The 20187-nt window shown below is 73.3% G+C and carries 19 protein-coding genes; 8 read left to right on the top strand and 11 right to left on the bottom strand.

The genetic code is table 11. The features are described from left to right. Nucleotides 1-63: 63 nt before the first annotated feature. Complete coding sequence (locus OHT61_RS18770; RefSeq protein WP_329039947.1) at nucleotides 64-489, bottom strand: ribosomal maturation YjgA family protein; 426 nt, start codon at nucleotides 487-489, stop codon at nucleotides 64-66. A gap of 61 nt (nucleotides 490-550) precedes the next feature. Here OHT61_RS18770 and OHT61_RS18765 point away from each other — a divergent pair, with 61 nt between their 5' ends. Then, entirely contained in the window at nucleotides 551-1540 is a 990-nt protein-coding gene (locus OHT61_RS18765; protein ID WP_329039946.1) for a GlxA family transcriptional regulator, read from the top strand. A gap of 45 nt (nucleotides 1541-1585) precedes the next feature. Here the strand turns inward: OHT61_RS18765 and OHT61_RS18760 are convergent, their stop codons facing one another. From OHT61_RS18760 to OHT61_RS18750, 3 genes are all read right to left on the bottom strand, one after another. Further along, on the bottom strand, nucleotides 1586-2038 hold the full coding sequence (locus OHT61_RS18760) for an ATP-binding protein (RefSeq protein ID WP_329039945.1): 453 nt from the start codon (nucleotides 2036-2038) through the stop codon (nucleotides 1586-1588). Nucleotides 2039-2589: 551 nt separating this feature from the next. After that, entirely contained in the window at nucleotides 2590-3126 is a 537-nt protein-coding gene (locus OHT61_RS18755) for an EF-hand domain-containing protein (RefSeq protein WP_329039944.1), read from the bottom strand. Nucleotides 3127-3208: 82 nt separating this feature from the next. After that, on the bottom strand, nucleotides 3209-3583 hold the full coding sequence (locus OHT61_RS18750) for an STAS domain-containing protein (protein ID WP_329039943.1): 375 nt from the start codon (nucleotides 3581-3583) through the stop codon (nucleotides 3209-3211). A 292-nt stretch (nucleotides 3584-3875) separates the two neighbouring features. Here OHT61_RS18750 and OHT61_RS18745 point away from each other — a divergent pair, with 292 nt between their 5' ends. Together OHT61_RS18745 and OHT61_RS18740 are read left to right on the top strand one after the other, a co-directional pair. Continuing rightward, on the top strand, nucleotides 3876-4448 hold the full coding sequence (locus OHT61_RS18745; RefSeq protein WP_329039942.1) for an RNA polymerase sigma factor: 573 nt from the start codon (nucleotides 3876-3878) through the stop codon (nucleotides 4446-4448). Continuing rightward, on the top strand, nucleotides 4445-5686 hold the full coding sequence (locus OHT61_RS18740; protein ID WP_329039941.1) for a maleylpyruvate isomerase N-terminal domain-containing protein: 1242 nt from the start codon (nucleotides 4445-4447) through the stop codon (nucleotides 5684-5686). The genes OHT61_RS18745 and OHT61_RS18740 overlap by 4 nt, the downstream gene beginning before the upstream one ends. Before the next feature lie 19 nt (nucleotides 5687-5705). Here the strand turns inward: OHT61_RS18740 and purU are convergent, their stop codons facing one another. Both purU and OHT61_RS18730 read right to left on the bottom strand, forming a co-directional pair. Next, nucleotides 5706-6605 (bottom strand): formyltetrahydrofolate deformylase, encoded by a 900-nt coding sequence (gene purU / locus OHT61_RS18735; RefSeq protein WP_329039939.1) that lies wholly within the window; start codon nucleotides 6603-6605, stop codon nucleotides 5706-5708. A 28-nt stretch (nucleotides 6606-6633) separates the two neighbouring features. Continuing rightward, on the bottom strand, nucleotides 6634-7080 hold the full coding sequence (locus tag OHT61_RS18730; RefSeq protein ID WP_329043315.1) for an SCO4402 family protein: 447 nt from the start codon (nucleotides 7078-7080) through the stop codon (nucleotides 6634-6636). Nucleotides 7081-7254: 174 nt separating this feature from the next. Between OHT61_RS18730 and OHT61_RS18725 the strand changes: the two genes are divergently transcribed. Beyond that, the gene (locus OHT61_RS18725; RefSeq protein ID WP_329039938.1) at nucleotides 7255-8514 is read left to right on the top strand and encodes an ABC transporter substrate-binding protein; all 1260 of its coding nucleotides are present in this window, start codon (nucleotides 7255-7257) and stop codon (nucleotides 8512-8514) included. A 68-nt stretch (nucleotides 8515-8582) separates the two neighbouring features. Here the strand turns inward: OHT61_RS18725 and OHT61_RS18720 are convergent, their stop codons facing one another. Together OHT61_RS18720 and OHT61_RS18715 are read right to left on the bottom strand one after the other, a co-directional pair. Continuing rightward, nucleotides 8583-9983, bottom strand: a complete 1401-nt coding sequence (locus tag OHT61_RS18720) for a hypothetical protein (RefSeq protein WP_329039937.1) — start codon at nucleotides 9981-9983, stop codon at nucleotides 8583-8585. A 161-nt stretch (nucleotides 9984-10144) separates the two neighbouring features. Next, the gene (locus OHT61_RS18715; RefSeq protein WP_329039936.1) at nucleotides 10145-11527 is read right to left on the bottom strand and encodes a transcriptional regulator; all 1383 of its coding nucleotides are present in this window, start codon (nucleotides 11525-11527) and stop codon (nucleotides 10145-10147) included. A 256-nt stretch (nucleotides 11528-11783) separates the two neighbouring features. Here OHT61_RS18715 and OHT61_RS18710 point away from each other — a divergent pair, with 256 nt between their 5' ends. The 3 genes from OHT61_RS18710 to OHT61_RS18700 are packed head-to-tail and all read left to right on the top strand — an operon-like array spanning nucleotide 11784 to nucleotide 14961. After that, entirely contained in the window at nucleotides 11784-12458 is a 675-nt protein-coding gene (locus tag OHT61_RS18710; RefSeq protein ID WP_329039935.1) for a bifunctional DNA primase/polymerase, read from the top strand. Between the two features lie 38 nt (nucleotides 12459-12496). After that, nucleotides 12497-13321: an ABC transporter ATP-binding protein gene (locus OHT61_RS18705; RefSeq protein ID WP_329039934.1), complete on the top strand. Its 825-nt coding sequence runs from the start codon at nucleotides 12497-12499 to the stop codon at nucleotides 13319-13321. Next, nucleotides 13318-14961: a transporter gene (locus OHT61_RS18700; protein WP_329039933.1), complete on the top strand. Its 1644-nt coding sequence runs from the start codon at nucleotides 13318-13320 to the stop codon at nucleotides 14959-14961. Before OHT61_RS18705 ends, OHT61_RS18700 begins: the two co-directional genes overlap by 4 nt. 37 nt (nucleotides 14962-14998) lie before the next feature. Here OHT61_RS18700 and OHT61_RS18695 read toward each other — a convergent pair whose 3' ends face one another. Both OHT61_RS18695 and OHT61_RS18690 read right to left on the bottom strand, forming a co-directional pair. Next, complete coding sequence (locus OHT61_RS18695) at nucleotides 14999-15883, bottom strand: alpha/beta fold hydrolase (protein ID WP_329043314.1); 885 nt, start codon at nucleotides 15881-15883, stop codon at nucleotides 14999-15001. Between the two features lie 791 nt (nucleotides 15884-16674). Continuing rightward, nucleotides 16675-17367 (bottom strand): metal-dependent transcriptional regulator, encoded by a 693-nt coding sequence (locus OHT61_RS18690; protein ID WP_327115894.1) that lies wholly within the window; start codon nucleotides 17365-17367, stop codon nucleotides 16675-16677. Nucleotides 17368-17576: 209 nt separating this feature from the next. On the opposite strand from OHT61_RS18690, the gene OHT61_RS18685 reads away from it, so the two are divergent. Beyond that, entirely contained in the window at nucleotides 17577-18332 is a 756-nt protein-coding gene (locus tag OHT61_RS18685) for an SIS domain-containing protein (RefSeq protein ID WP_329039931.1), read from the top strand. A gap of 35 nt (nucleotides 18333-18367) precedes the next feature. Here the strand turns inward: OHT61_RS18685 and OHT61_RS18680 are convergent, their stop codons facing one another. After that, nucleotides 18368-19771: a PAS domain-containing protein gene (locus tag OHT61_RS18680; protein ID WP_329039929.1), complete on the bottom strand. Its 1404-nt coding sequence runs from the start codon at nucleotides 19769-19771 to the stop codon at nucleotides 18368-18370. Nucleotides 19772-20187 lie beyond the last annotated feature (416 nt).

Below are 20187 nucleotides of genomic sequence, written 5' to 3'. Positions count from 1 at the left end.
CCCGGTGCGCCACGCCGACGAGTGGCCGGACAGACACCCTTCGCAGGGATCGGGCCAACCGGATCACGGGCGGCCCGCAGCACGCCACGCCACCAGCCGGGCGTGCACGGCCCAGGCGCACCCGGCACCCACCGCGTACCAGAGGAGGTCAGGGGCGTTGAACGTCGAGCCGAGCACCAGCCGTGCCACCACGCTCCTGCGGGACAACTCCGCCGGTACGCCGGTGAGCTGGGCCAGTTCCACCGCCCAGCTGAACACCAGCGCGGCCCCCGCCGCCACCGAGGGGCGCACCCGCGGAGCGAGGAGCACCACCACCGTGTGGACCAGCACGGTGTAGAGCGCGTCCCCCGCGTACTTCGCGAAGTCCCCGCCCGCCACCGCCCGGACGCCGAGCCCCGCCGTCACCGTCACGAGGGCGGCCGCCGCCGCGGCCGCGCGGTGCGCCGACGGGGCGGGAATGAACGGCTGTCCTGCCGGCTTCACCTTCATGGCACGACGTCTATCAGCCCGCGGACGCCGGCGGCCAGTCCGACGAGGATCAGGAGACCGCATGCCGCACCGCGTCGTCGTACTCGCCCTGGACGGGATCCTCCCCTTCGAACTGGGCATCCCGCAGCGGATCTTCGGCAGCGCGCGGGGCCAGGGACCGCTCGACGAGGGCCGCGCCCTGTACGAGACCGTGACGTGTTCGGTCCGTGCGCCCGGGCCGGTCCGCACCGACGCCGACTTCAGCATCCTGGTCGAGCGCGGGCCGGAGGCGCTGGCCACCGCCGACACCGTCGTCATACCCACCTCGTACGAACTCGGCCCCGTGCAGGAGGAAGGCCGACTCACCGGGGAACTCACCTCGGCGATGGCGCGCATCCGGCCCGGGACGCGGCTGGTCGCCATCTGCACCGGCGCCTACGTCCTCGGCGCGGCCGGGCTCCTCGACGGCCGCCCGGCCACCACCCACTGGTCCTCCGCGGATCACTTCCAGCGGCTGTTCCCCAAGGTCCTCGTCGATCCGGACGTGCTCTTCGTCGACGACGGCGACGTGCTCACCTCGGCCGGCGTGGCCGCCGGGATCGACCTCTGCCTGCACCTCGTGCGCCGCGACCACGGCACCGCCGTCGCCAACGCGGTGGCGCGCAGCACCGTCGTGCCCCCGCACCGGGACGGCGGTCAGGCGCAGTACATCCGGCGGCCCGTTCCCGAGCGGGGGTCCGCCGCGACGACCGCGGCGCGGGCCTGGGCGCTCGGGCGGCTCGAACAACCGATCCTGCTGCGCGACCTGGCGCGTCAGGGGTCGATGAGCGTGCGCACCTTCACCCGCCGCTTCCGCGACGAGGTGGGTGTCAGCCCCGGACAGTGGATCACCCAGCAGCGGGTGGAGCGGGCGCGGCAGCTGCTGGAGTGCTCCGACCTGTCGGTCGACCAGGTGGCGCGGGAGGCCGGGTTCGGCACGGCCACCTCGCTGCGGCAGCACGTACAGGCCGCGCTGGGGGTGTCCCCCACGGTCTACCGGCGGACGTTCCGCGCGACGACGGCCGGACGCTGAGGCGCCGGCGGACGGTACGGACACGCCTGCACGCGGGGCGGACGTTCAGAGCCGTGCCCGGTCGCCGGGCTGCTCCTGGGCCGCCGGGACCATCACGGGGCCGCCCCGGTCGACCTCGCACCAGATCCGCTTCCCGGCGCCCTCCGGCTGCCAGCCCCAGCGGTCCGCGAGACCGTCCACGAGTTCCAGGCCGCGTCCCCCCGTGTCCTCGCCCCGCGCGTGACGCGGCTGCGGGGGCCGGCAGCTGGTGTCGGCCACCTCGACCCGGACCGTCTCCGAGGAACCCGTGGAGCCGAACAGCATCCGCAGGACGGCCGGACAGCCGGTGTGGACGACCGCGTTGGTGACGAGCTCCGAGATCAGCAGGATGAGCGTCTCCGCGAGGGGCTCGTCGTCCTCCACCCCGGACCCGATCAGCCGGGACCGCGCCCATCTGCGGGCCCGTCCCACTTCGGCGGGATCCGCCCCGACCTCAAGTTGCACCTGAAGCACCTGCACCGCTCACACCATCCGAACCGGCGGACACATCGCCTCGCGCCTCCTCAGGGTCACGGAACGTGACTCCCCTGCGACACAGCATGGTTGACGTACAGTCACCGCAACAAGCGCTTCGGGCATATTCCAGCGCGAAGGAGTACGCGTGGTGCATACTGTGCGACGCGTGCTGCGGACAGTCGAACAGCCGCGCCTCCGCGCCCGGGGAAGCAGACTCCCGGCCGGTCCGGCGCAGCCGCGTGGGCCGCGAGCAGGGCATCCTTCGCAGGCCGGGCCGGCCGCAGGGGCCACACCCGGAACCTCGGGCTCCAGTACCACTCGCATCCACCCGAGCGTACCCGAGCGGCGCGCCGTGACTCCGCCCGGTGACGGCTCGCACCCGGCACCCGCCCGCGCTCCGGATGCTCCGGGTCACCGGTCGATGACGTTCCGTACGCTTCCCCGTCAGCCACTTCACCGCCGGAGGGACCCCCGGGCCCGGGTCCGGCGACGGCCGGACCGGGCCCGGGGAGGGCGCGAACTACTGCCTCCATCGGGCGTGTTGGGCGGGCACGCTACGCGTCGGGTTCGATCACGGTGAAGTACGCGGAGAGTGCGGCGACCGCCTCGTCCTCCGCGATCCGCCCGTCCCGGTCGGTGTCCAGGCTCCGGGCCGCGACGCTCGCGATGTCGTCGGGCGCACCGAGCACCCGCAGGGCGCGTTCCACCGAGGCGACCGGGGCGGAGGCGCCGGCGGCCCCCCGGGGGTCCGTTCCGGCCGCCACGGCGAGGGCCGCCCTCAGGAAGGGACGTGCGATCTCCGCGAAGCGGTCGGGGTTGTCGCGCAGCCGCTTCACGGCCCCTCCGACGAACTCCCCCCGGGTGACCCGCTGGTCCCCGTCCACGTCCGCGATGCCGGCCATGCCCTGCCAGAAGGCCTCGGCGCCCGAATAGAGGGCCTGGCCTCTGTCGCAGCGGGCCGTCGTCCCGAACTCGGTGAGGAGGCGGGCCGCCGCGGCGTTGAAATCGGCGCGATCGATGTAGCCGTTGCCGTCCTGGTCGAAGGCGGCGAACCGGTGCGCGATCTTGCGCTCGTACTCTGCGCTGTCCATGCGGGGAGCGTACGACGCCGGCCGGCGTCCCGTGTCACCGAATACCCCCTGAGGTGTGACGACCCGGTGACGGCCCGCCGCGTCAGGCGATGAGCGGCTGGGACTCGTCGTCGGTCGCGGCGTCCGCGTCCGGATAGCAGTCGAACAGCCGACGCACGCCGAGGGCGCCGAGCACCTTGTTGACGTGCGAGCCGTCCACCGCGCCGCGGGCCGGGAGGATCAGCCGCAGACGGCCGCCGCAGGACTTCATGAGGCGGCGGGAGGCGATCAGCACGTTGACGCCGCTGGAATCGCAGAAGAGGACACCGGAGAGGTCGAGGACCACGTCGTGGCGCCCCGCGGCGACCGCCCCGTGCACGGACTGGCGCACGACGGGTGAGCTGACGAGGTCGAGTTCGCCGCGGATCCGCAGCACGGTCCACCCGTCCTGCTCGGTCTCGTACACCTTCAGCGTCACGCGCCTCGGCCTCTCGTTCCGGGGATTCCGGAGGATCCGGAAGTTACCGTTCCTCCTCGCGGCTGCCCGCTCGGCCGTGGACGAAACCCCGTTCCGTCCCCTTCGGGCCGGGCACAGGATCCGATCGGAAGCGATCACACGCAGCGCGTTTACCCGATCAACAAGCGGCAAAGCGCGCACTATTCCCTATCATTCGAGGCCACTCAGGGGACGTACTTGCCGGAAACACACGTGCTCGGACCAGGCCGCCGACTACATTCGACGTGACGCGGGGAACAGGGCTGGGGGCTGGATGGTGAAGGACGCACCACCGCGCTGGGACCGCCGGATGCAGCAGCGGCTGGCCCGCGGCGAGGCGGCGGCCCTCGGTGAGCTCTACGACCGGTTCGCCGCGCTCGTGCACAGCCAGGCCCACCGCATGCTCGAGGACGAGGACGCCGCGGACCAGGTGACCCGCGAGGTCTTCGGCCACGTCTGGGAGCACCCCGACGCGTACGACCCCCGGAACGGCTCGATGCGCTCCTGGGTGGCACGTCTCACACACCGCGAGGCCGTACGCAGGCTCCGCGCCGCCCGGGGCGCCGACGACACGGACGAGCGGGACGACGAACTGGAGCAGCGGGTGCTCCACGCGACCGCCGCCGCCCGCGCCGACTACATCGTCGCCTCCATGCCGGCCCCGCTGCGCGCGGCCCTGGAGCTCGCGTACATCCAGCGCCGGGACTACCGCCAGACGGCGGCCGACCTCGGCGTCACCGGCGACGAGGCCAGGCGCCGGCTGCGGCTCGGGCTGCAGCTGCTGTCCACCGCCGACGCCCGGACCCCGGCCGGGTCGTCACCGCCCGGCCACGGGCCCGCTTCATGACCGGGGCCGACGGCGGCGACGACCGCGACGGACGGACACCGGCCGAACGCCGCATACCCGGCCCGAGGGCGGCCGCGGACGACCGCGCGTTCCTGCCGCCTGCGGACGTGCCGCCGGCGGCAGCCCACGTCCCCGAGGCGCTCCCCCACCGGGTCCTCAAATCGCTGCTCGGTGCCTGGGCCCTGGCCGCCTGCTCCGCCGAGGAGACGGCCGCGGTGGAGAAGCACCTCACGGGGTGCGCCCGGTGCGCGGACGAGGCCCTGCGGCTGCGCGACGCCGTCGGGCTGCTGCACTCCGACGGCACGCTGGACCTGGACCCGATGCTGCGCTCCCGGGTCCTGGAGGGCTGCCTCGGGCGCCGTCCGGCGCGCATCCCCGTCCCGGACTGGGCCGCTCCGTACGACGCGGAGACGGCCAGGCTCGACGCGCTGCTGCGGGACATCGGCGACTCGGAATGGCATGCGCCGGTACGGCTGAAGTGGTTCGAGGACGACCGCCAGGTGAACCGCAGGACGACGGTAGCCGGAGTGATCAGCCACCTGATGGCGGTCGACGGCCTGGTCTCCCGCGCACTCGGCCTGGACGACCCGCTCGGCAGCGGCGACACGCCGCTGTCGCCGACCGAGCGCACCGAGTCGTACTGGTCGGCCGCGCGGCGCCCGCCCACCCGCACCGTGCGGGAGCCGTGGCGTGACCAGAGCCACGCCCTGGTGCGCACGGTCTCCTTCGCGGGCCGGGGCGTCGCCGAGCTCTCCGTCCCCTACGGAGGCTTCGCCCTCCCGCTGCACGACTCGCTCCTGGAGCGGGCCTTCGAGTGCTGGGTGCACGGCGAGGACATCGCGGAGGCGGTGGACTACCCGTACGAGCCGCCGGCGGCCGCCCACCTGAACCGGATGATCGACCTGGCGGCCCGGCTGCTGCCCGCCACCCTGGCCGGGCGCCGCCGCGCCGGTCTCGCGGCGCCGGCCAGGCAGCTCGTGAGCGCAGGGGCGCCGGGCCGCTCCCTCCACCTGGAGGTCGAGGGCCGCGGCGGCGGCGACTGGTACATCGCTCTGGACTCGCCCGCCGCCCTCGGCTCCCCGGACCACACGGTCGCGCAGGTGGCACTCGACGGCGTGGAGTTCTGCCGGCTGGTCGCGGGGCACGTGCCGCCGGTGGAGGCCGCCGCCGGGCAGGAGGGCGACCGCGAGGCGATCCGCGACGTGCTGTTCGCCGCCGCCTCGCTCAGCAGGCTGTAGGGAGCCCGCGGAGGGCCGGCTACGGGAAGACGACCGTGCGGCGGCCGTTGAGCATGATGCGGCGCTCCGCGTGCCACTTCACGGCGCGGGCCAGCGCCTGGCACTCCACGTCACGCCCGATCGCGACGAGCTGGTCCGGTGTGACCCCGTGACCGACCCGCTCGACCTCCTGCTCGATGATCGGCCCCTCGTCGAGGTCGGCGGTCACGTAGTGCGCCGTCGCACCGATCAGCTTCACCCCGCGCGCGTGCGCCTGGTGGTAGGGCTTCGCACCCTTGAAGCTCGGCAGGAAGGAGTGGTGGATGTTGATGATCCGCCCGCTCAGCTGCTTGCAGAGGTCGTCCGACAGCACCTGCATGTACCGGGCGAGGACGACCAGTTCGACGTTCTCCCCGCGCACCAGCTCCAGCAGCTGCGCCTCGGCCTCCGGCTTGTTCTCACGGGTCACGGGGATGTGCCGGAAGGGGATGCCGTAGGAGGCGACGAGCTCGGCGAAGTCCGTGTGGTTGGAGACGACGGCGACGATCTCGACGGGCAGCGCGCCGGTGCCGGACCGGAAGAGCAGGTCGTTGAGGCAGTGCCCGAACCTGCTCACCAGCAGCACGACCCGCATGCGGTCCGAGGCGCGGTGTATCTGCCACTCCATCCGGAACGAGTCGCCGATCGCGGCGAAGCCGGCCCGCAGCTTCTCCACGTCGGCCGCCGCGCCCGCCGAGAAGTGGACGCGCATGAAGAAGAGACCGGTGTCGTGGTCGCCGAACTGCTGGCTGTCCTCGATGTTGCAGCCGGTCATGTAGAGGTAGCTCGACACGGCGTGCACGATGCCCTGTTTGTCGGGGCAGGAGAGCGTGAGGACGTACTGCTCGGCGGGGCCGTCCGAGGCAGCGGGTACGGATTCGGCGGGCTGCGGCGCGGTCATCCCCGTAGGGTGCCACACCGTCCCGCCGTCACGCCGATCTGGTCATGATGCGGAGCACGTCCAGCGACCGCGGCGGGACGTCGGGGTCCTCGGCGTCGTTGGTGGCGAGCATCACGTGCGCCTCGCGGGCCGCCAGGACCGCGTCCGGCCAGCCCGGATGCTCCAGATACGCGGAGACGGGGGCGTCGGCGCCTATCTGGTGCATGATCCGCAGCACCCGCAGGGCGGCGACGTCCACGAGGGCGGCCTCCGCGGAGTCACGGAAGATCGTGCCCACGTACTTCTCGGCGGACCAGTTGTCGAGCCAGGTGTCCTCGACCAGGCGGTACACGGCGTCGGTGACGTCCCCGTACCCTTCCTGGCCGGCCAGCCAGCACTCGTGGTGGAAGACGGGGTCGGAGAGCATGTGCAGCGCCGAGCGCACGTTGCTGCGCCAGCGCCACCACGGCATGTCGTTGAGCGGCATGCCGCCCATGGTGGAGGAGCGACGGCCGCGACGGGAAGTGTTCTCCGAACCTTGCTGCACGGTTGCCGATCGTACGTTCCCCCGCGCCGGGCTCGCACCGGCCCCCGCAATTCACCTCCGCGTCACTCCGTGTCGCCCGGGGCACGGCACTGCGTTACCCGTGGCCCGCAAAAGTTCATGCCCATGACCGGACGGCGACGCATCAGCCCACACCGCCCCTACGGATTCCTCACATCGGCGGTGGCGGGAACGCTCCTGCTGTCGGGGTGCGGTTCCCTCCCCGGCGCCTCGGAGAGCTCCAGGAAACCGGTCACGGTGATGACCTGGGCCCCGGACACCTCCGGGACCGACGCGGTGAACATGGCGGGCATGCCGGCCATGGCGCGGGCCTACGCCCGCTGGACCGACGAGCGGGGCGGGATCGACGGCCACGAGCTGCGGGTGCTCACCTGCAGCGAGGAGGACACGCCCGAGGGCGCCTCCAAGTGCGCGCGCCTGGCCGCCGACAAGGACGTCGCCGCGGTCGTCGGCTCGTACAGCCGGCACGGGCGGGCGTTCCTCGCGCCGCTGGAGGCCGCCGGGATTCCGTACATCGGCGGATACGGCGCCTCGGCCGAGGAGTTCACCAGCTACATCTCCTACCCGGTCAACGGGGGCCTGGCGGCGCTCGTCGCCGGCAACGGCGAGCAACTGGCCGACGACTGCGGGCAGGTGGCCCTGGTGCGGCCCGACACCCTCGTCGGCGACAGTCTGCCCGGACTGCTCGACGTGAGCCTCCGCGAACGCAGGCTGCCCAAGGCGCACGACATACGCGCGCCCGAGGAGGCCACGTCCTACGCCGACCAGGCGGCCGAGGCCATCGAGGAGGCGGGCGACGGGTGCGTGACCGCGGTGCTCGGCGACGGCACCGAGACCTTCTTCGACTCGTTCCGCCGGCTCGGGGACGCGGGAGGCGGCGTACGGATCTCCTCCGTCGCCGGAAGTGTCGGCCAGCCCCTCATCAACCGTACCGGCGGCCCCTCCAGCCCCTTCGAGGGTGCCTACGTCACCGGCTGGTACCCGGCCCCGGGCGACGCGCGCTGGAACAAGATGCGCGGTGTGATCCAGAAGTACGCCTTCGGCGACAACAAGGTCGATCCCGAGGACACCGGGGTGCAGACCACCTGGATCGCGTACACCGCACTCGAGGCCGTCATCGAGGCCATGGACCGTCCCGACATCTGGGCGGGCGGCGTCTCCGTGAACCTGAACCGCGGCACCGAGGTGGACACCGGCGGGCTCACGCCACCCCTGCGCTGGCGCTTCCAGGACGGCGTCGGCTCCCGGGCCCACGCCCGCGTCGTCAACGGCCAGGTGACGTTCCAGGTGGTGAGGAACGGCCGCCTCACGGCGTCGAAGAAGGGCTTCGTCGACGTCACGGACACGCTCCTGGACGCCGGCTGACCTGTCGTCACCCCCGGCGACGGCCTCCGGCGTCACCCGCGCCGGAGGCTCCCCCGCACGATCCGGTGTCAGAGCTGCGTGGGTGCGCGCTCGGTCAGCCCGTACTTCTGCGCGATGGAGTTCCAGAGCTTCGACGCCTCGCGCTTGGCGATGGTGGCCTCACCGCTGGCGGCGTTCGCCTTGGCCGTCTGGTCCGTGGAGCGGGCATGGCCGCCCTTGCAGACCTTCTTGTCGTTCTTCGCCTGCCCGGCCCAGGCGGCGTAGCGGTCGTCGGCCTCGGCCGACGCCTGCCACGCCTTGGTCAGCGAGGCCTTGAGCTCGGCGTTCGCGGGGAGCTTGTCGACGCTGAGCGCTTCCAGCCGGGTCACCAGGTCGCGCCGCTGGCCGGCCGCGCCCGTGAGGTCGGTGACCGCCTGGTCGAGGGCGCGGCAGTTCTTGGTCTTCTCCACCGCGCCGATCACGGCCGCGCGGCTGTTGTTGCTGTCGGCGAGGAGCTTGTCCAGCGCCTCGGCCTGCGGCTTCGCCGGGTCGTCGGCGGCCTGCGTGGAGGCGTCGCCGCCGGCCGAACTCTGCGAGGCGACGGGCTGTTTGGCGTCCTCGGGGTCGTCGCCGCCGCTCATCAGGGCGCCCGCACCGAGACCGATGACGGCGCAGCCGATCACGACCGCGGCGATCAGCGGGATGTGCGCGGAGCGTTTGCGCTGCGGACCGCGGTCCTGGTCCTCCGGCTCCTGCCTGCCGTGGAGGCCCTGGAGACCCGACGGGTAGGGCTGTCCGCCCTGCGGCTGGGGCTGCGCCGGGCCGCCCTGGTACGCCTGCTGGGGCTGCTGCTGCCGGCCCTGGTCGTAGCGCGGCATCTGCTGCGTCCCGGCCGCGGTCTCGTCGCTGCGGAAGAGGCTGTCGAACTCCGCGGGCGGCTGGCGGTCGCCGGGGGCCCCGGGACGTATGCCGTAGGGGGCGCCACCGGGCACCGGGGGTATGTACTGGGTCGCGTCGGCGTCGCCCTGCTGCGTGGGCGGCAGGTACTGGGTGGACTCGGCGGCGCGCTCGGGCGGCAGCCCGCCCGGCCCGTGGCCGCCGGGTACGGGCGCGATGTACTGCGTGGCGTCGGCGTCCCCACCCTGCGCCGGGCCGTGCCCGGCCTCGGGCGGCAGCGGCTGCGCGTACTGCTGGTACGGGTCGTGCCGGGGCGCGTACTGCTGCTGGTACGGGTCGTGCTGCGGCGCGTAGCCCTGCTGGGGCTGCTCCGGTGGAAGCTGACCCGGTGCCGCGTGGCCGTCCTGGGACCCGCCGGGCCCCCAGGGGCTGCCCCAGGGCTGCCCGCCCGCGGGGGCCGCCTGGTCCGGCTGCCCGCCCCCGGTGCCCCCCGCGGTCCAGGGGGCACCACCCTCTGCGGGCAGCACGACACCTTCGTGCGCGGGCCGTACAGCAGGGAGCTGCTGCTCGTCACCCTGTCCGCTCTGCGTCACCGGGACTCCTACGTGTCAACCTATGGAATCGTCGGCTCACGCTACCGGGTGGCCGCCTCCGGGCGCCAAGTGCCCGTGAGCGCTCACCACCCCTTCACAGGGCGGGTAACGCGCCGCGCGCCCGCGACGCTGTTCTTGGGCGACTCGCCCACGGGGCGGATTCAGGCGGCCTGGAGTTCGAGCCTGGCGCCGAATTCACGGACCGAGGGCTCGCTCGCGAACGGCTCCAGCCGCTGCTGGAGGTCGTCGAGGTATTCGGCGCCCCGGCTGGAGCGCACCGTCCCCAGCAGCTCCATCGCCCGCAGACCCGTGTGGCAGGCCTGTTCCACCTCGCGCTGCTGCACCTGCGCCGTGGCCAGCAGGACGAGACCGATGCCGCGGCGCCGGGCACGGGACTCCGGGAGAGCCGCCAGGGCCTCCTTCGCCCGGCGGGCGGCCGGCTCCGCCTGCCCCAGGTCGCGGTGGCAGTGCGCCAGCTCGTCCGCGAGGTAGCCCGCGTCGAAGTGGGAGATCCAGGTCGGGTCGTCGCCGGTGTCCGGGTCCGCCTGTTCCAGGGCGGCCAGCGCCCGGGCCGCGGACGTCTGGCAGGTACGGGCGTCGCCCATCAGCGCGTGGCCCCGCGCCTCCGCGGCGTGGAACATCGCCTCCGCGCGCGGGGTCACCCGTCCCCGCGCGCCCTCCTGGGCGGCGCGCGCGAGCTGGGCGATCTCGCGCGGGTTGCCCAATTGCGCGGCGAGATGGCTCATGGACGCCGCCAGCACGTATCCGCCGTAGGCCCGGTCGCCCGCGGCCTGGGCCAGGCGCAGCGCCTGGATGTAGTACCGCTGGGCGAGGCCCGGCTGGCCGGTGTCGACGGCCATGTACCCGGCGAGTTCCGTCAGCCGCGCCACCGCCCCGAAGAGCTCACGGCCGACCGATTCGCGGTAGGCGCCCGAAAGCAGCCCGGACACCACGCTGTTGAGGTAGTGCACGAGGACGGGACGCACGTGTCCGCTGCCGAAGCGGTGGTCCAGGTCGACCAGCGCGGCGGTCATGGCGCGCACCGCCTCCACGTCCGGCATGCCCACCCGGCTCCCGGCCGATCTCGCCACCTGCGGGTCCGCACCGGTGATCAGCCAGTCGCGGCTGGGCTCGACCAGGGCGGAGGCGGCCACCGCCGACCCGGACAGCAGGTCACGGCGGCCCACGTCGCTGCGCCACAGTTCGCAGACCTGCTCGATCGCGCCGAGGACGGTGGGGGCGAACTGCAGTCCCACGCCCGAGGCCAGGCTCTTGCCGTTGGCCATGCCGATCTCGTCGATCGTGACGGTGCGGCCGAGTTTGCGGCCGATCGCCTCCGCGATGATGCCCGGCGCCCTGCCGCGCGGCTGCTGGCCGCGCAGCCACCGGGCCACCGACGTCTTGTCGTACCGGAGGTCCAGGCCGCGCTCGGCCCCCACCATGTTCACGCGCCGGGCGAGACCGGCGTTGGAGCAGGCCGCCTCCTGGATGAGCGTCTGGAGCCGTTCGTTCGGCTGGCGGGCGACGAGAGGCCTGGCTGCCATGTTTTCCCCCTGGGACCGCAGTGACCGGTGATTGGGATCACTGCCCGGCACGACACAAGAAATGCGCATATTCATCTGTATTGGGTACGGGCGGTGGCGAGTTGGCACAGTCCTGCGAGTGGTTACCCGCCGATCGGTGCGCAGCCCCACGCGCGCCCCTGCCCATGCCTCTGTGCGCCCCGCGTGCAGGATCGATCCGTCGCGAAGGGTGCCCGTGCGCCCGTAACCCCAGGTCGCGCCGGTAGTTGAGTGGTGCGTGGAAGAGCCCATCGGAGTGACGGAAGCCGCAGAGGTACCCAAGCAGCGGGGTGAACAGCTACTGGAGGCCGCTGCCTGGTACGCACAGGAGCGGCACTGGGACGTGTTCCCCGGCACCTGGCTCGAGCCCGTCGGCGCGACGGAACGGTGCTCGTGCGGGGACGCCGGCTGCGGAGCGCCCGGGGCCCATCCCACCCGGGCCGACTGGGCGGGCCAGGCGACGGGCAGCGCGGCGGCGGCCCGCCGGATGTGGGCGCGGCAGCCCGGGTCGTCGGTGCTCCTGCCGGCCGGCCGGACCTTCGACGCCCTCGACGTGCCGGAGGCCGCCGGATTCCTCGCGCTGGCCAGGATGGAGCGGATGGAGCTCACCCTCGGCCCGGTGACCCGCACGCCCGACCGGCGGATGCTGTTCCTGGTCCTCCCGGGCGGTGCCGCGAAGGCGCCGGAGCTGGTGCGCCAACTGGGCTGGGACGCCCGGGGGGTCGGCCTGGTGGGGCGCGGCGAGGGCGAGTACATCGCGGGCCCGCCGACCCGGACGGCCCGCGGCGTCGTGCAGTGGGCCCGCCGCCCGTCCCGCGCCAACATGTGGCTGCCCGAGGCGGAGGAGCTGATCAGCCCGCTCGCCTACGCCTGTGCACGCGAGGCGGCGGACGCCAGGACGCGCCTTTCGTAGGCTGGTCCCCACACGCGGGGATAGCGAAAGGCAGTGCCATGCCGGACCAGGTGGACATCGCGAGCGGGACGGACACGGCTGACGGGGCTCCCACGCCACCGCCCGCCGTTCGGGTCGAGGGACTGTGGAAGCGGTTCGGGGAGCAGGTCGCGGTCGGCGGGATCGATCTGGAGCTGCCCGCCGGGCGGTTCATCGGCCTGGTGGGCCCCAACGGCGCGGGGAAGACCACCACCCTGTCGATGGTGACCGGGCTCCTGCGGCCGGACATGGGACGCATCGAGGTCGGCGGGCACGACGTGTGGCGCGACCCGGTCGAGGTGAAGTCCCGGATCGGCGTGCTGCCCGAGGGGCTGCGGCTGTTCGAGCGCCTCTCGGGCCGTGAACTCCTGGCGTACACGGGCCGGCTGCGGGGACTTCCGGGCGCCGAGGTGGACAAGCGGGCCACCCAGCTCCTCGACGTCCTCGACCTGGCGGGGTCCCAGCACAAGCTGGTCGTGGACTACTCGACCGGGATGCGCAAGAAGATCGGGCTGGCGTCGGCCCTGCTGCACAATCCCGAAGTCCTCTTCCTGGACGAGCCGTTCGAGGGGGTCGACCCGGTGTCGGCGCAGACGATCCGCGGCGTGCTGGAGCGCTACACCCGCTCCGGGGCGACCGTGGTCTTCTCCAGCCACGTGATGGAGCTGGTCGAGTCGCTGTGCGACTGGGTGGCCGTGATGGCCGGCGGCCGGATCCGCGCCCACGGCACGCTCGCCGAGGTGCGCGGGGACGCCGACTCGCTGCAGGACGCCTTCCTGGAGCTGGTCGGGGCGGGCACGCGGGACACGGGCGAGTCCCTGGACTGGCTGGGCGGTGCCCGATGACCGTGCTGGACGCCCCTGCGGGAACCACCGTCCCGGCGGTACGCGGCCAGGGCCTCGTCCCCGTCTTCGTACGGCTGAAGCTGTCGCTGCTGCGCAACGGGCTGCGCCAGTCGTCCGGCCGCCGGGCGGCGTACATCGCGTCGCTCGTCGCCGCGCTGCTGATCGCGGCGGGCCAGGTGACCGGCCTCGTCCTGCTGCGCGGCCACGCGCAGGCGGGCACGCTCGTGGTGCTGCTGACCGCCGTGGTCGCCCTGGGCTGGGCGGTGATGCCCCTGTTCTTCCCGAGCGGTGACGAGACCCTGGACCCGAGCCGGCTGGTCATGCTTCCGCTGCGCCCCCGGCCGCTGATCGGGGCGCTGCTCGCGGCCTCGCTGATCGGCATCGGGCCGCTCTTCACGCTCGCCCTGGCCGTGGGTTCCGTGATCGCGGTCGCGCACGGGGCGGTGGCCGCCCTGTTCGGGGTGGTCGCCGTCCCGGTGACGCTGCTGGTGTGCGTGGCGCTGGCGCGGTCCGTCGCCACGGCCAACGTCCGGTTGCTGACCTCGCGCAAGGGCCGGGACCTCGCCGTGCTGAGCGGTCTGGTGATCGCGGTGGGCATCCAGTTCGTCAACTACGGCGCCCAGCGCCTGGGCAGCGCCGGCGGGCTCTCCTCGCTGGAGCCGGCGGCGGACCTGGTGCGCTGGCTGCCCCCGGCCTCGGCACTGGGCGCGGTGGGGTCGGCGTCCGACGGGGCGTACGGCACGGCCCTGGCACAGCTGCTCGTCTCGCTGCTCGCCCTGGGCCTGCTCATGGGGCTGTGGCAGCGGAGCCTGGTGAAGCTGATGACCGCGCCGGACGGCTCGACCATCGCGGCGGCGGAACCGTCCGGGGCGGGCTCCGGCACCGGCCGTACGGGGCTCTTCGCGCGGCTTCCGGACGGGCGCGCGGGCACGGTCGTCGAGCGCAGTCTCCGGTACGTCGTGCGGGACCCGAAGACCAAGGCGTCCTGGGTGACGGCGCTGGCGATCGGGCTGATCGTGCCGGTGCTCAACGCGGCGCAGGGGGCCGGGTCGCTCTACGTCGCCTGTTTCGCGGCCGGGATGCTCGGTATGCAGATGTACAACCAGTTCGGCCAGGACACCTCGGCCTTCTGGATGGTGGCGCAGACGATCTCGTCCACCAGGGACGCGTACGCCGAACTGCGGGCGCGGGCCCTGGCGTTGTTGCTGATCACCCTGCCGTACACGGTCCTGGTGACGGTGGTGACGGCGGCCGTGCTCGGTGACTGGGCGGCGCTGCCCGGGGTCATGGGACTGTCGTTCGCCCTGCTCGGGGCGATGCTGGCGACGGGCGCGGTGGCCTCGGCACTGTTCCCGTACTCGATCCCGCAGGACGGCGCGTTCAAGAACGTCGCACCCGGTCAGGCGGGTCTGGCCTGGATCTCCATCCTGGGGGGCGTGGTGTCGGCGGCCGTGCTGAGCGCACCCGTGATCGGGCTGACGGTCTGGCTGCACCTCGGCGGCCGTCACGACTGGCTCTGGCTGCTGCTGCCGGTGGGCGCGGCGTACGGGACGTTCATCGGGTGGCTGGGCCTGCGGCTGGCCGCGCCGCGCACGGCGGACCGCCTCCCGGAGATCCTGACGGCGGTCAGCAAGGGCTGAGTCCGGGCCTCGCGCACGCGCTCGGGGGCCGGGGCCGTCAGGGACTGACGTGCTCCCGGACGTCCTCGGCCAGCTGCTCCAGGAACGGCTCCACCGCGCTCCGCCAGCCCTCGGGCTGGTCGTAGTGGACGAGGTGGCCCGCGTCCGCGACCTCCGCGTACTGTCCGCGCGGCAGGACGCGGACCATCTCCTGGGCCTCGGCCCTGCCCAGCTCTCCGTCGATGCCGCGCAGGACCAGGGTGGGGCAGCGCACCTGGGCGAGCTCCTCCCAGTGGGCGTCGTGGACCCACGTGGCCCGGGACGTGAGCATCTGCTCCTGCGAGAACACCGGCCGCCAGCCGTCCTCGCTCTCCGCCATGACCTCGGCGAAGAACGCGCCCCGCGAGGGGTTGGGCCGCTCCACCCAGGGATCGTCCTCGCCGAACCACTTCCGCACCTCGGCGAGGGTCGCGAAGGGCAGCGGCCAGGCGTCGAACCAGTCCTCCCACTCACGCTGCGAGGCGGCCCCGAGCGCGGAGGCCCGCATGTCGCAGATGATCAGGGCCTTGACCAGGTCGGGGCGCTTCGCGGCGAGCTGCCAGGCGGTGAGCGCGCCCATCGAGTGCCCGATCAGGGTGACGGGGGCGAGACCGAGCTGTTCGATCGCAGCCTCGGCGTCGGCGACGTAGGCGTCCCGGGTGTACGGGCCGTCCGCCGGCTTGTCGCTGCGGCCGTGGCCCCGCTGGTCGAGACCGACGGGGCGGTGGCGTTCGGACAGCCAGCGGGCGGTGGAGGCCCAGTGGGCGGCCCGGCCCATCAGGCCGTGCAGCATTAAGATCCCGGCGCCGTGACCGGCCTCGGCACGGCTCTTGGGCTGATCCGCGAACTCCCAGGCCGCGAGGCGTACGCCGTCGGCTCCGGTCACGTCGATGCGCCGCACCATAGGCTCTGGCACCCCCTTCTGGTCCTCGATCACCGTGTGGTCGTGTGCGCCAGGCTATCGAACCTTTATTCGAAAACTCGTGTTCGGCTCGCAACATCCCACGTTTGAGTGACAGCGGTTCAGGATTGACGCACGCCGCCCCGGGGAGACCTTCAGCGGGAAGCGGACCACTCGGGGACAGGGGTTCGCGGGGACTGACCTCGAGAGCTCGGGGCTCCAGGTCAGCGCGGGGGAGGACCGGCCCCGGCGCCCATGGGCGCCGGGGCCTTCCGCTGTTGCCGAACACCCGGGGCGCGGCCCCCACGGGCCGCCCGGAAGGGCGCCGGGCCGGTGCGCGGCGACCAACGGGTTCACGGGAGGGCCCGGCCGCCGGGAGGACGCCGGGGGGCGCGAGGAGGAGCGCGGTGGCCCCGGGGGCGCGCCCGGGACGCCGGACGCGCCCGGCGCGACGGCGCCGGACACGGGCCGGACATCATGCGGGCGGGTCCGGCGGCCGTGCGGAGCAGCGGGAACGCGCCGTGCGACCGCGTGGGCACCGGGAAGTCCGGCAGGCGCCCCGCGGCGCACATGCCAGTGTGACGGGCGCATTCCCTGCTCCCTCCCCGACCGCGCGGCAGACTCCGCCGGCACCCTCAGGTCATATGCCTGGCCACAGCCTGGCACGCGTTTCGCCCGGGCGCTGCGATTCCGGGCGGAAAACAGAAAGCGGGCTTACCGGCTCACATCTGCACGTGCATCCGCACCGGCGCCTGCATGTGCCGACACCCCGCCGGGGCATACGTCGTCGCTGTTCAGCGCTTTGCGACGAAGACGTGCGAGGCGACTTCGGCATTCAGTTCGGCCGCTTCACCGCTCGACCCGACCAGCACACCGCCGGCCGACTCGGTGACGCTGACGACGGAACCGGGCTGCACGCCCGCCCTCCGCAGCGTGTACATCAGCTGGGCGTCCGTCTGGATCGGCTCGCCGATCCGGCGCACGACCACGGTCTTGCCCTCCGCGCCCGGGTCGAGCTCGGACAGGCTGACCATGCCCTCGTCCAGGAACGGATCCGCCTCGGCCTTCTCGCCCAGCTCCTCCAGCCCCGGGATGGGGTTGCCGTACGGAGACTCCGTCGGGTGGCGCAGCAGCTCCAGCACGCGCCGCTCCACCGCCTCGCTCATCACGTGCTCCCAGCGGCACGCCTCGGCGTGGACCTGCTCCCACTCGAGGCCGATCACGTCGACGAGCAGGCACTCGGCGAGACGGTGCTTGCGCATGACCCGCGTCGCCAGGCGGCGCCCCTCCTCCGTCAGCTCCAGGTGGCGGTCGCCCGCGACCTGGACCAGGCCGTCCCGCTCCATGCGCGCCACCGTCTGGCTGACCGTCGGACCGCTCTGGTCCAGCCGTTCGGCGATCCGGGCGCGCATCGGGACCACGCCTTCCTCTTCGAGCTCGAGGATGGTGCGGAGATACATCTCCGTTGTGTCGATCAGTCCGGACATACGTGCCCCTCGATGCTGTGACATGAAGTCGTCGTGCGATGGCCCTTACCAATTCTGACGCATACGGCCGACAACCGTGCCCCGCCGTCGCAAGCCCGTGCGGCGGACGGGCCCCCGAGCGCTATTGACAGCCCACTGGTCCAGACCGCAACGTGATCCGCGACACGGGCACCGCACGGACCCCACCCCCCGCTGGAAAGGCCTCCTCGATGAGCGACAGCAAGCTCGCCGGTCAGTTCTTCGACGCAGCGATCGGCCTGCTGGAGCGGGTGCGTGACGAGGAGGCCGGAGCCGTCGCGGCCGCCGGTGCCGCGATCGCCGAGACCGTCGCCTCGGGCGGCCGGCTCTTCGCCTTCGGTGCCGGCCACTCCTCGCTCGCCGCGCAGGACGTCGTCTACCGGGCGGGCGGACTCGCCCTGATGAACCTGCTCGCCGTGCCGGGCACGGTGGGGGTCGACGTCATGCCGGCCACCCTGGGCTCCGCGCTGGAGCGGGTCGACGGACTGGCGAGCGCGGTGCTCGACTCCAGCCCCGCCCGGTCCGGCGACCTCCTCGTGATCATCTCCCTGTCCGGCCGCAACGCCCTTCCCGTGGAGATGGCGCAGAACGCCCGCGCGCTGGGGCTCACGGTCGTCGGGGTCACCTCCGTCGCCTACACGACGGGCACGAAGTCGCGGCACGTCTCGGGCGGGTTCCTGCGGGACCACTGCGACATCGTCCTGGACAGCAAGATCGCCGTCGGTGACGCGGAGCTGACGGCGGACGGCGTCGAGGCCCCCTTCGCACCCGCGTCGACGGTCGTCACCAGCGCGCTCATGCAGGCGATGATGGCCACGGCTGCCGAGGAGCTGGTCGCCCGGGGGATCGAGCCGCCGCTGCTCCGCTCCGGCAACGTCGACGGCGGACACGAGTGGAACGGCCGCGTGATGCGGGAGTACGGGGACCGGATCTTCTACCGCCACTGAGACGGCAGGCCGCCGGGCCCCGGGGTACGTACGGCCTACGGCTCCTCCGGGGCCCCTTCGGGCCCGGCCGTCAGCAGCGCCAGGTCCACGGCCGAGGCGACCCGCATGGCCACGCTCTCCGCGTACATCACGTCCGGGCGCTCGAAGGCGCTGCGGTTCGCGGCGCGCAGGAACGTCACCACGCCGAGCGTCCGCCCCCGGCTCCGCAGCACCGCGCACAGGGCGTGCACCGCGTCGCTGGGCCAGCGGTGCTCCGCCGCCCACGACTCGCCCGACCCGGCCGGCGCCGCGGCGCGGACCGACCCCGTGCGCTCCACCGCCTGCAGGGCCGGGTGCCCCGTCCCGTAGCGCACCGGGATCGACCCGCCGGAGACGGGCAGGCAGGGACCCGGGGCGTCGGACGGTGTGGCGGCGGCCCGCACGAGCCGCTCCCCCGTCGCGAGGTCCTTCAGCAGGTCCACGACCACGTGGTCGGCGAATCCCGCCAGCGCGTAGTCCAGCGACGTCGTCGCCGCCTCCATCGGGTCCTCGCACTCGGCCGCCTGGCGGGCGGCCCGGTGCAGTTGGTTCGCCCGGAACCGCACCCGGTCCGCCTCCTGCGCCGCGAGCTTCGACGCGGTGACGTCCCGGAACAGCCAGCCGACGCCGAGCGGCACGGGCTCCTCCGCCAGCGGCGAGGCAAGGCGCAGGAACCCGCTGCGCCAGCAGCGCCGCCGGTCGCCCTCCGCGGTCCGCAGGGTCACCCAGAGTTCGGCCGGGGCGGACGGGGCGCCCTCGGCGAGGACGTGCTGCAGGGCGCCCTCCAGGTCCTCGACGCCCTGGACGACCAGCTCGCCCAGCGGACGCCCCAGCGGGGTGATGCGCCCGCCGCCCAGCGCCCGGGCCGCGTAGGCGTTGACCACGGTGGGCCGCAGGTCCACGTCGACCAGGACCACGCCCCAGGACGCGTCCTCGAAGAGGGCCTCGCTGAGCGCGATGGACCGCTCCAGATCGATCTGCGCGTGCACCTCGCTGAACGCGCAGTAGACCCCGGCCGGCCGGCCGTCCTCGCCGCGCACCCGCGACGACTGGGTCCGCACGAGGACCCGCCCGCCGTCCTTGCGCAGCAGGGCGAACTCGTGGACCTGCCGTCCGGGGGCGTCCATGGCCGACATCAGCCGCTTCTGCACGTCGCCCGCGTCCGCGCTCCGCACCGCCCAGCCGGCGAAGCCCCGCCGCCCGACGGCCTCGGCGGCGGACCAGCCGAGGATGCGCTCGGCCTCACGGTTCCAGTGGGTGACGGCACCCTGCGCGTCGAAGGCGCACAGGGCCGCGTCCATGCCGTCGAGGAGCGCGGCGAGCAGTCTCGACCCCGGGATCGGCGCCGCGACGGGCTCCCGCTCCGGGTCCTCGTCGGGACCGAGCGCGTCGGTGGTCCCGGTGCTCCTGGAAGCACTCACTCCGCACCTCCCACAGGGCGTGTTCCGCGCCGTGTTCCGCATTGCCGCACGTCAGACCATTGAACTCGAACGTGGGCCACCGCACGGCCACTTCCCGGAAATCCGGTGTCCACGCGCGACGGGGGGTGTACGGACGAGGCCCCGGATAAATCGCTTGTGCGGCCGCGGGGCGGTTCCTAGGCTGTGCGTACACGTTGAAAGGAGGTGATCCGAAAAGTGCAGTCTTATCGGATTCGTGAGGTGGCTGCGGGCTGACAGCCCGTCGTCGCACACTGTGCACCTCGGCAGGCTGTCTGCCGAAACCCAAGCAGTCACCGACCCGCAGGCTCGCCGGTAAGTCCGGCCGGCTCCTCCGCAAGGAGGGACCAGAGCCTGCGGGTTTCTGCGTTGCCGCTCCCGGCCCGCTCCGGGGCGGG

Source organism: Streptomyces sp. NBC_00178, assembly GCF_036206005.1.
Lineage (GTDB): Bacteria > Actinomycetota > Actinomycetes > Streptomycetales > Streptomycetaceae > Streptomyces.
This window is presented reverse-complemented; position numbering and strand designations above follow the sequence as displayed.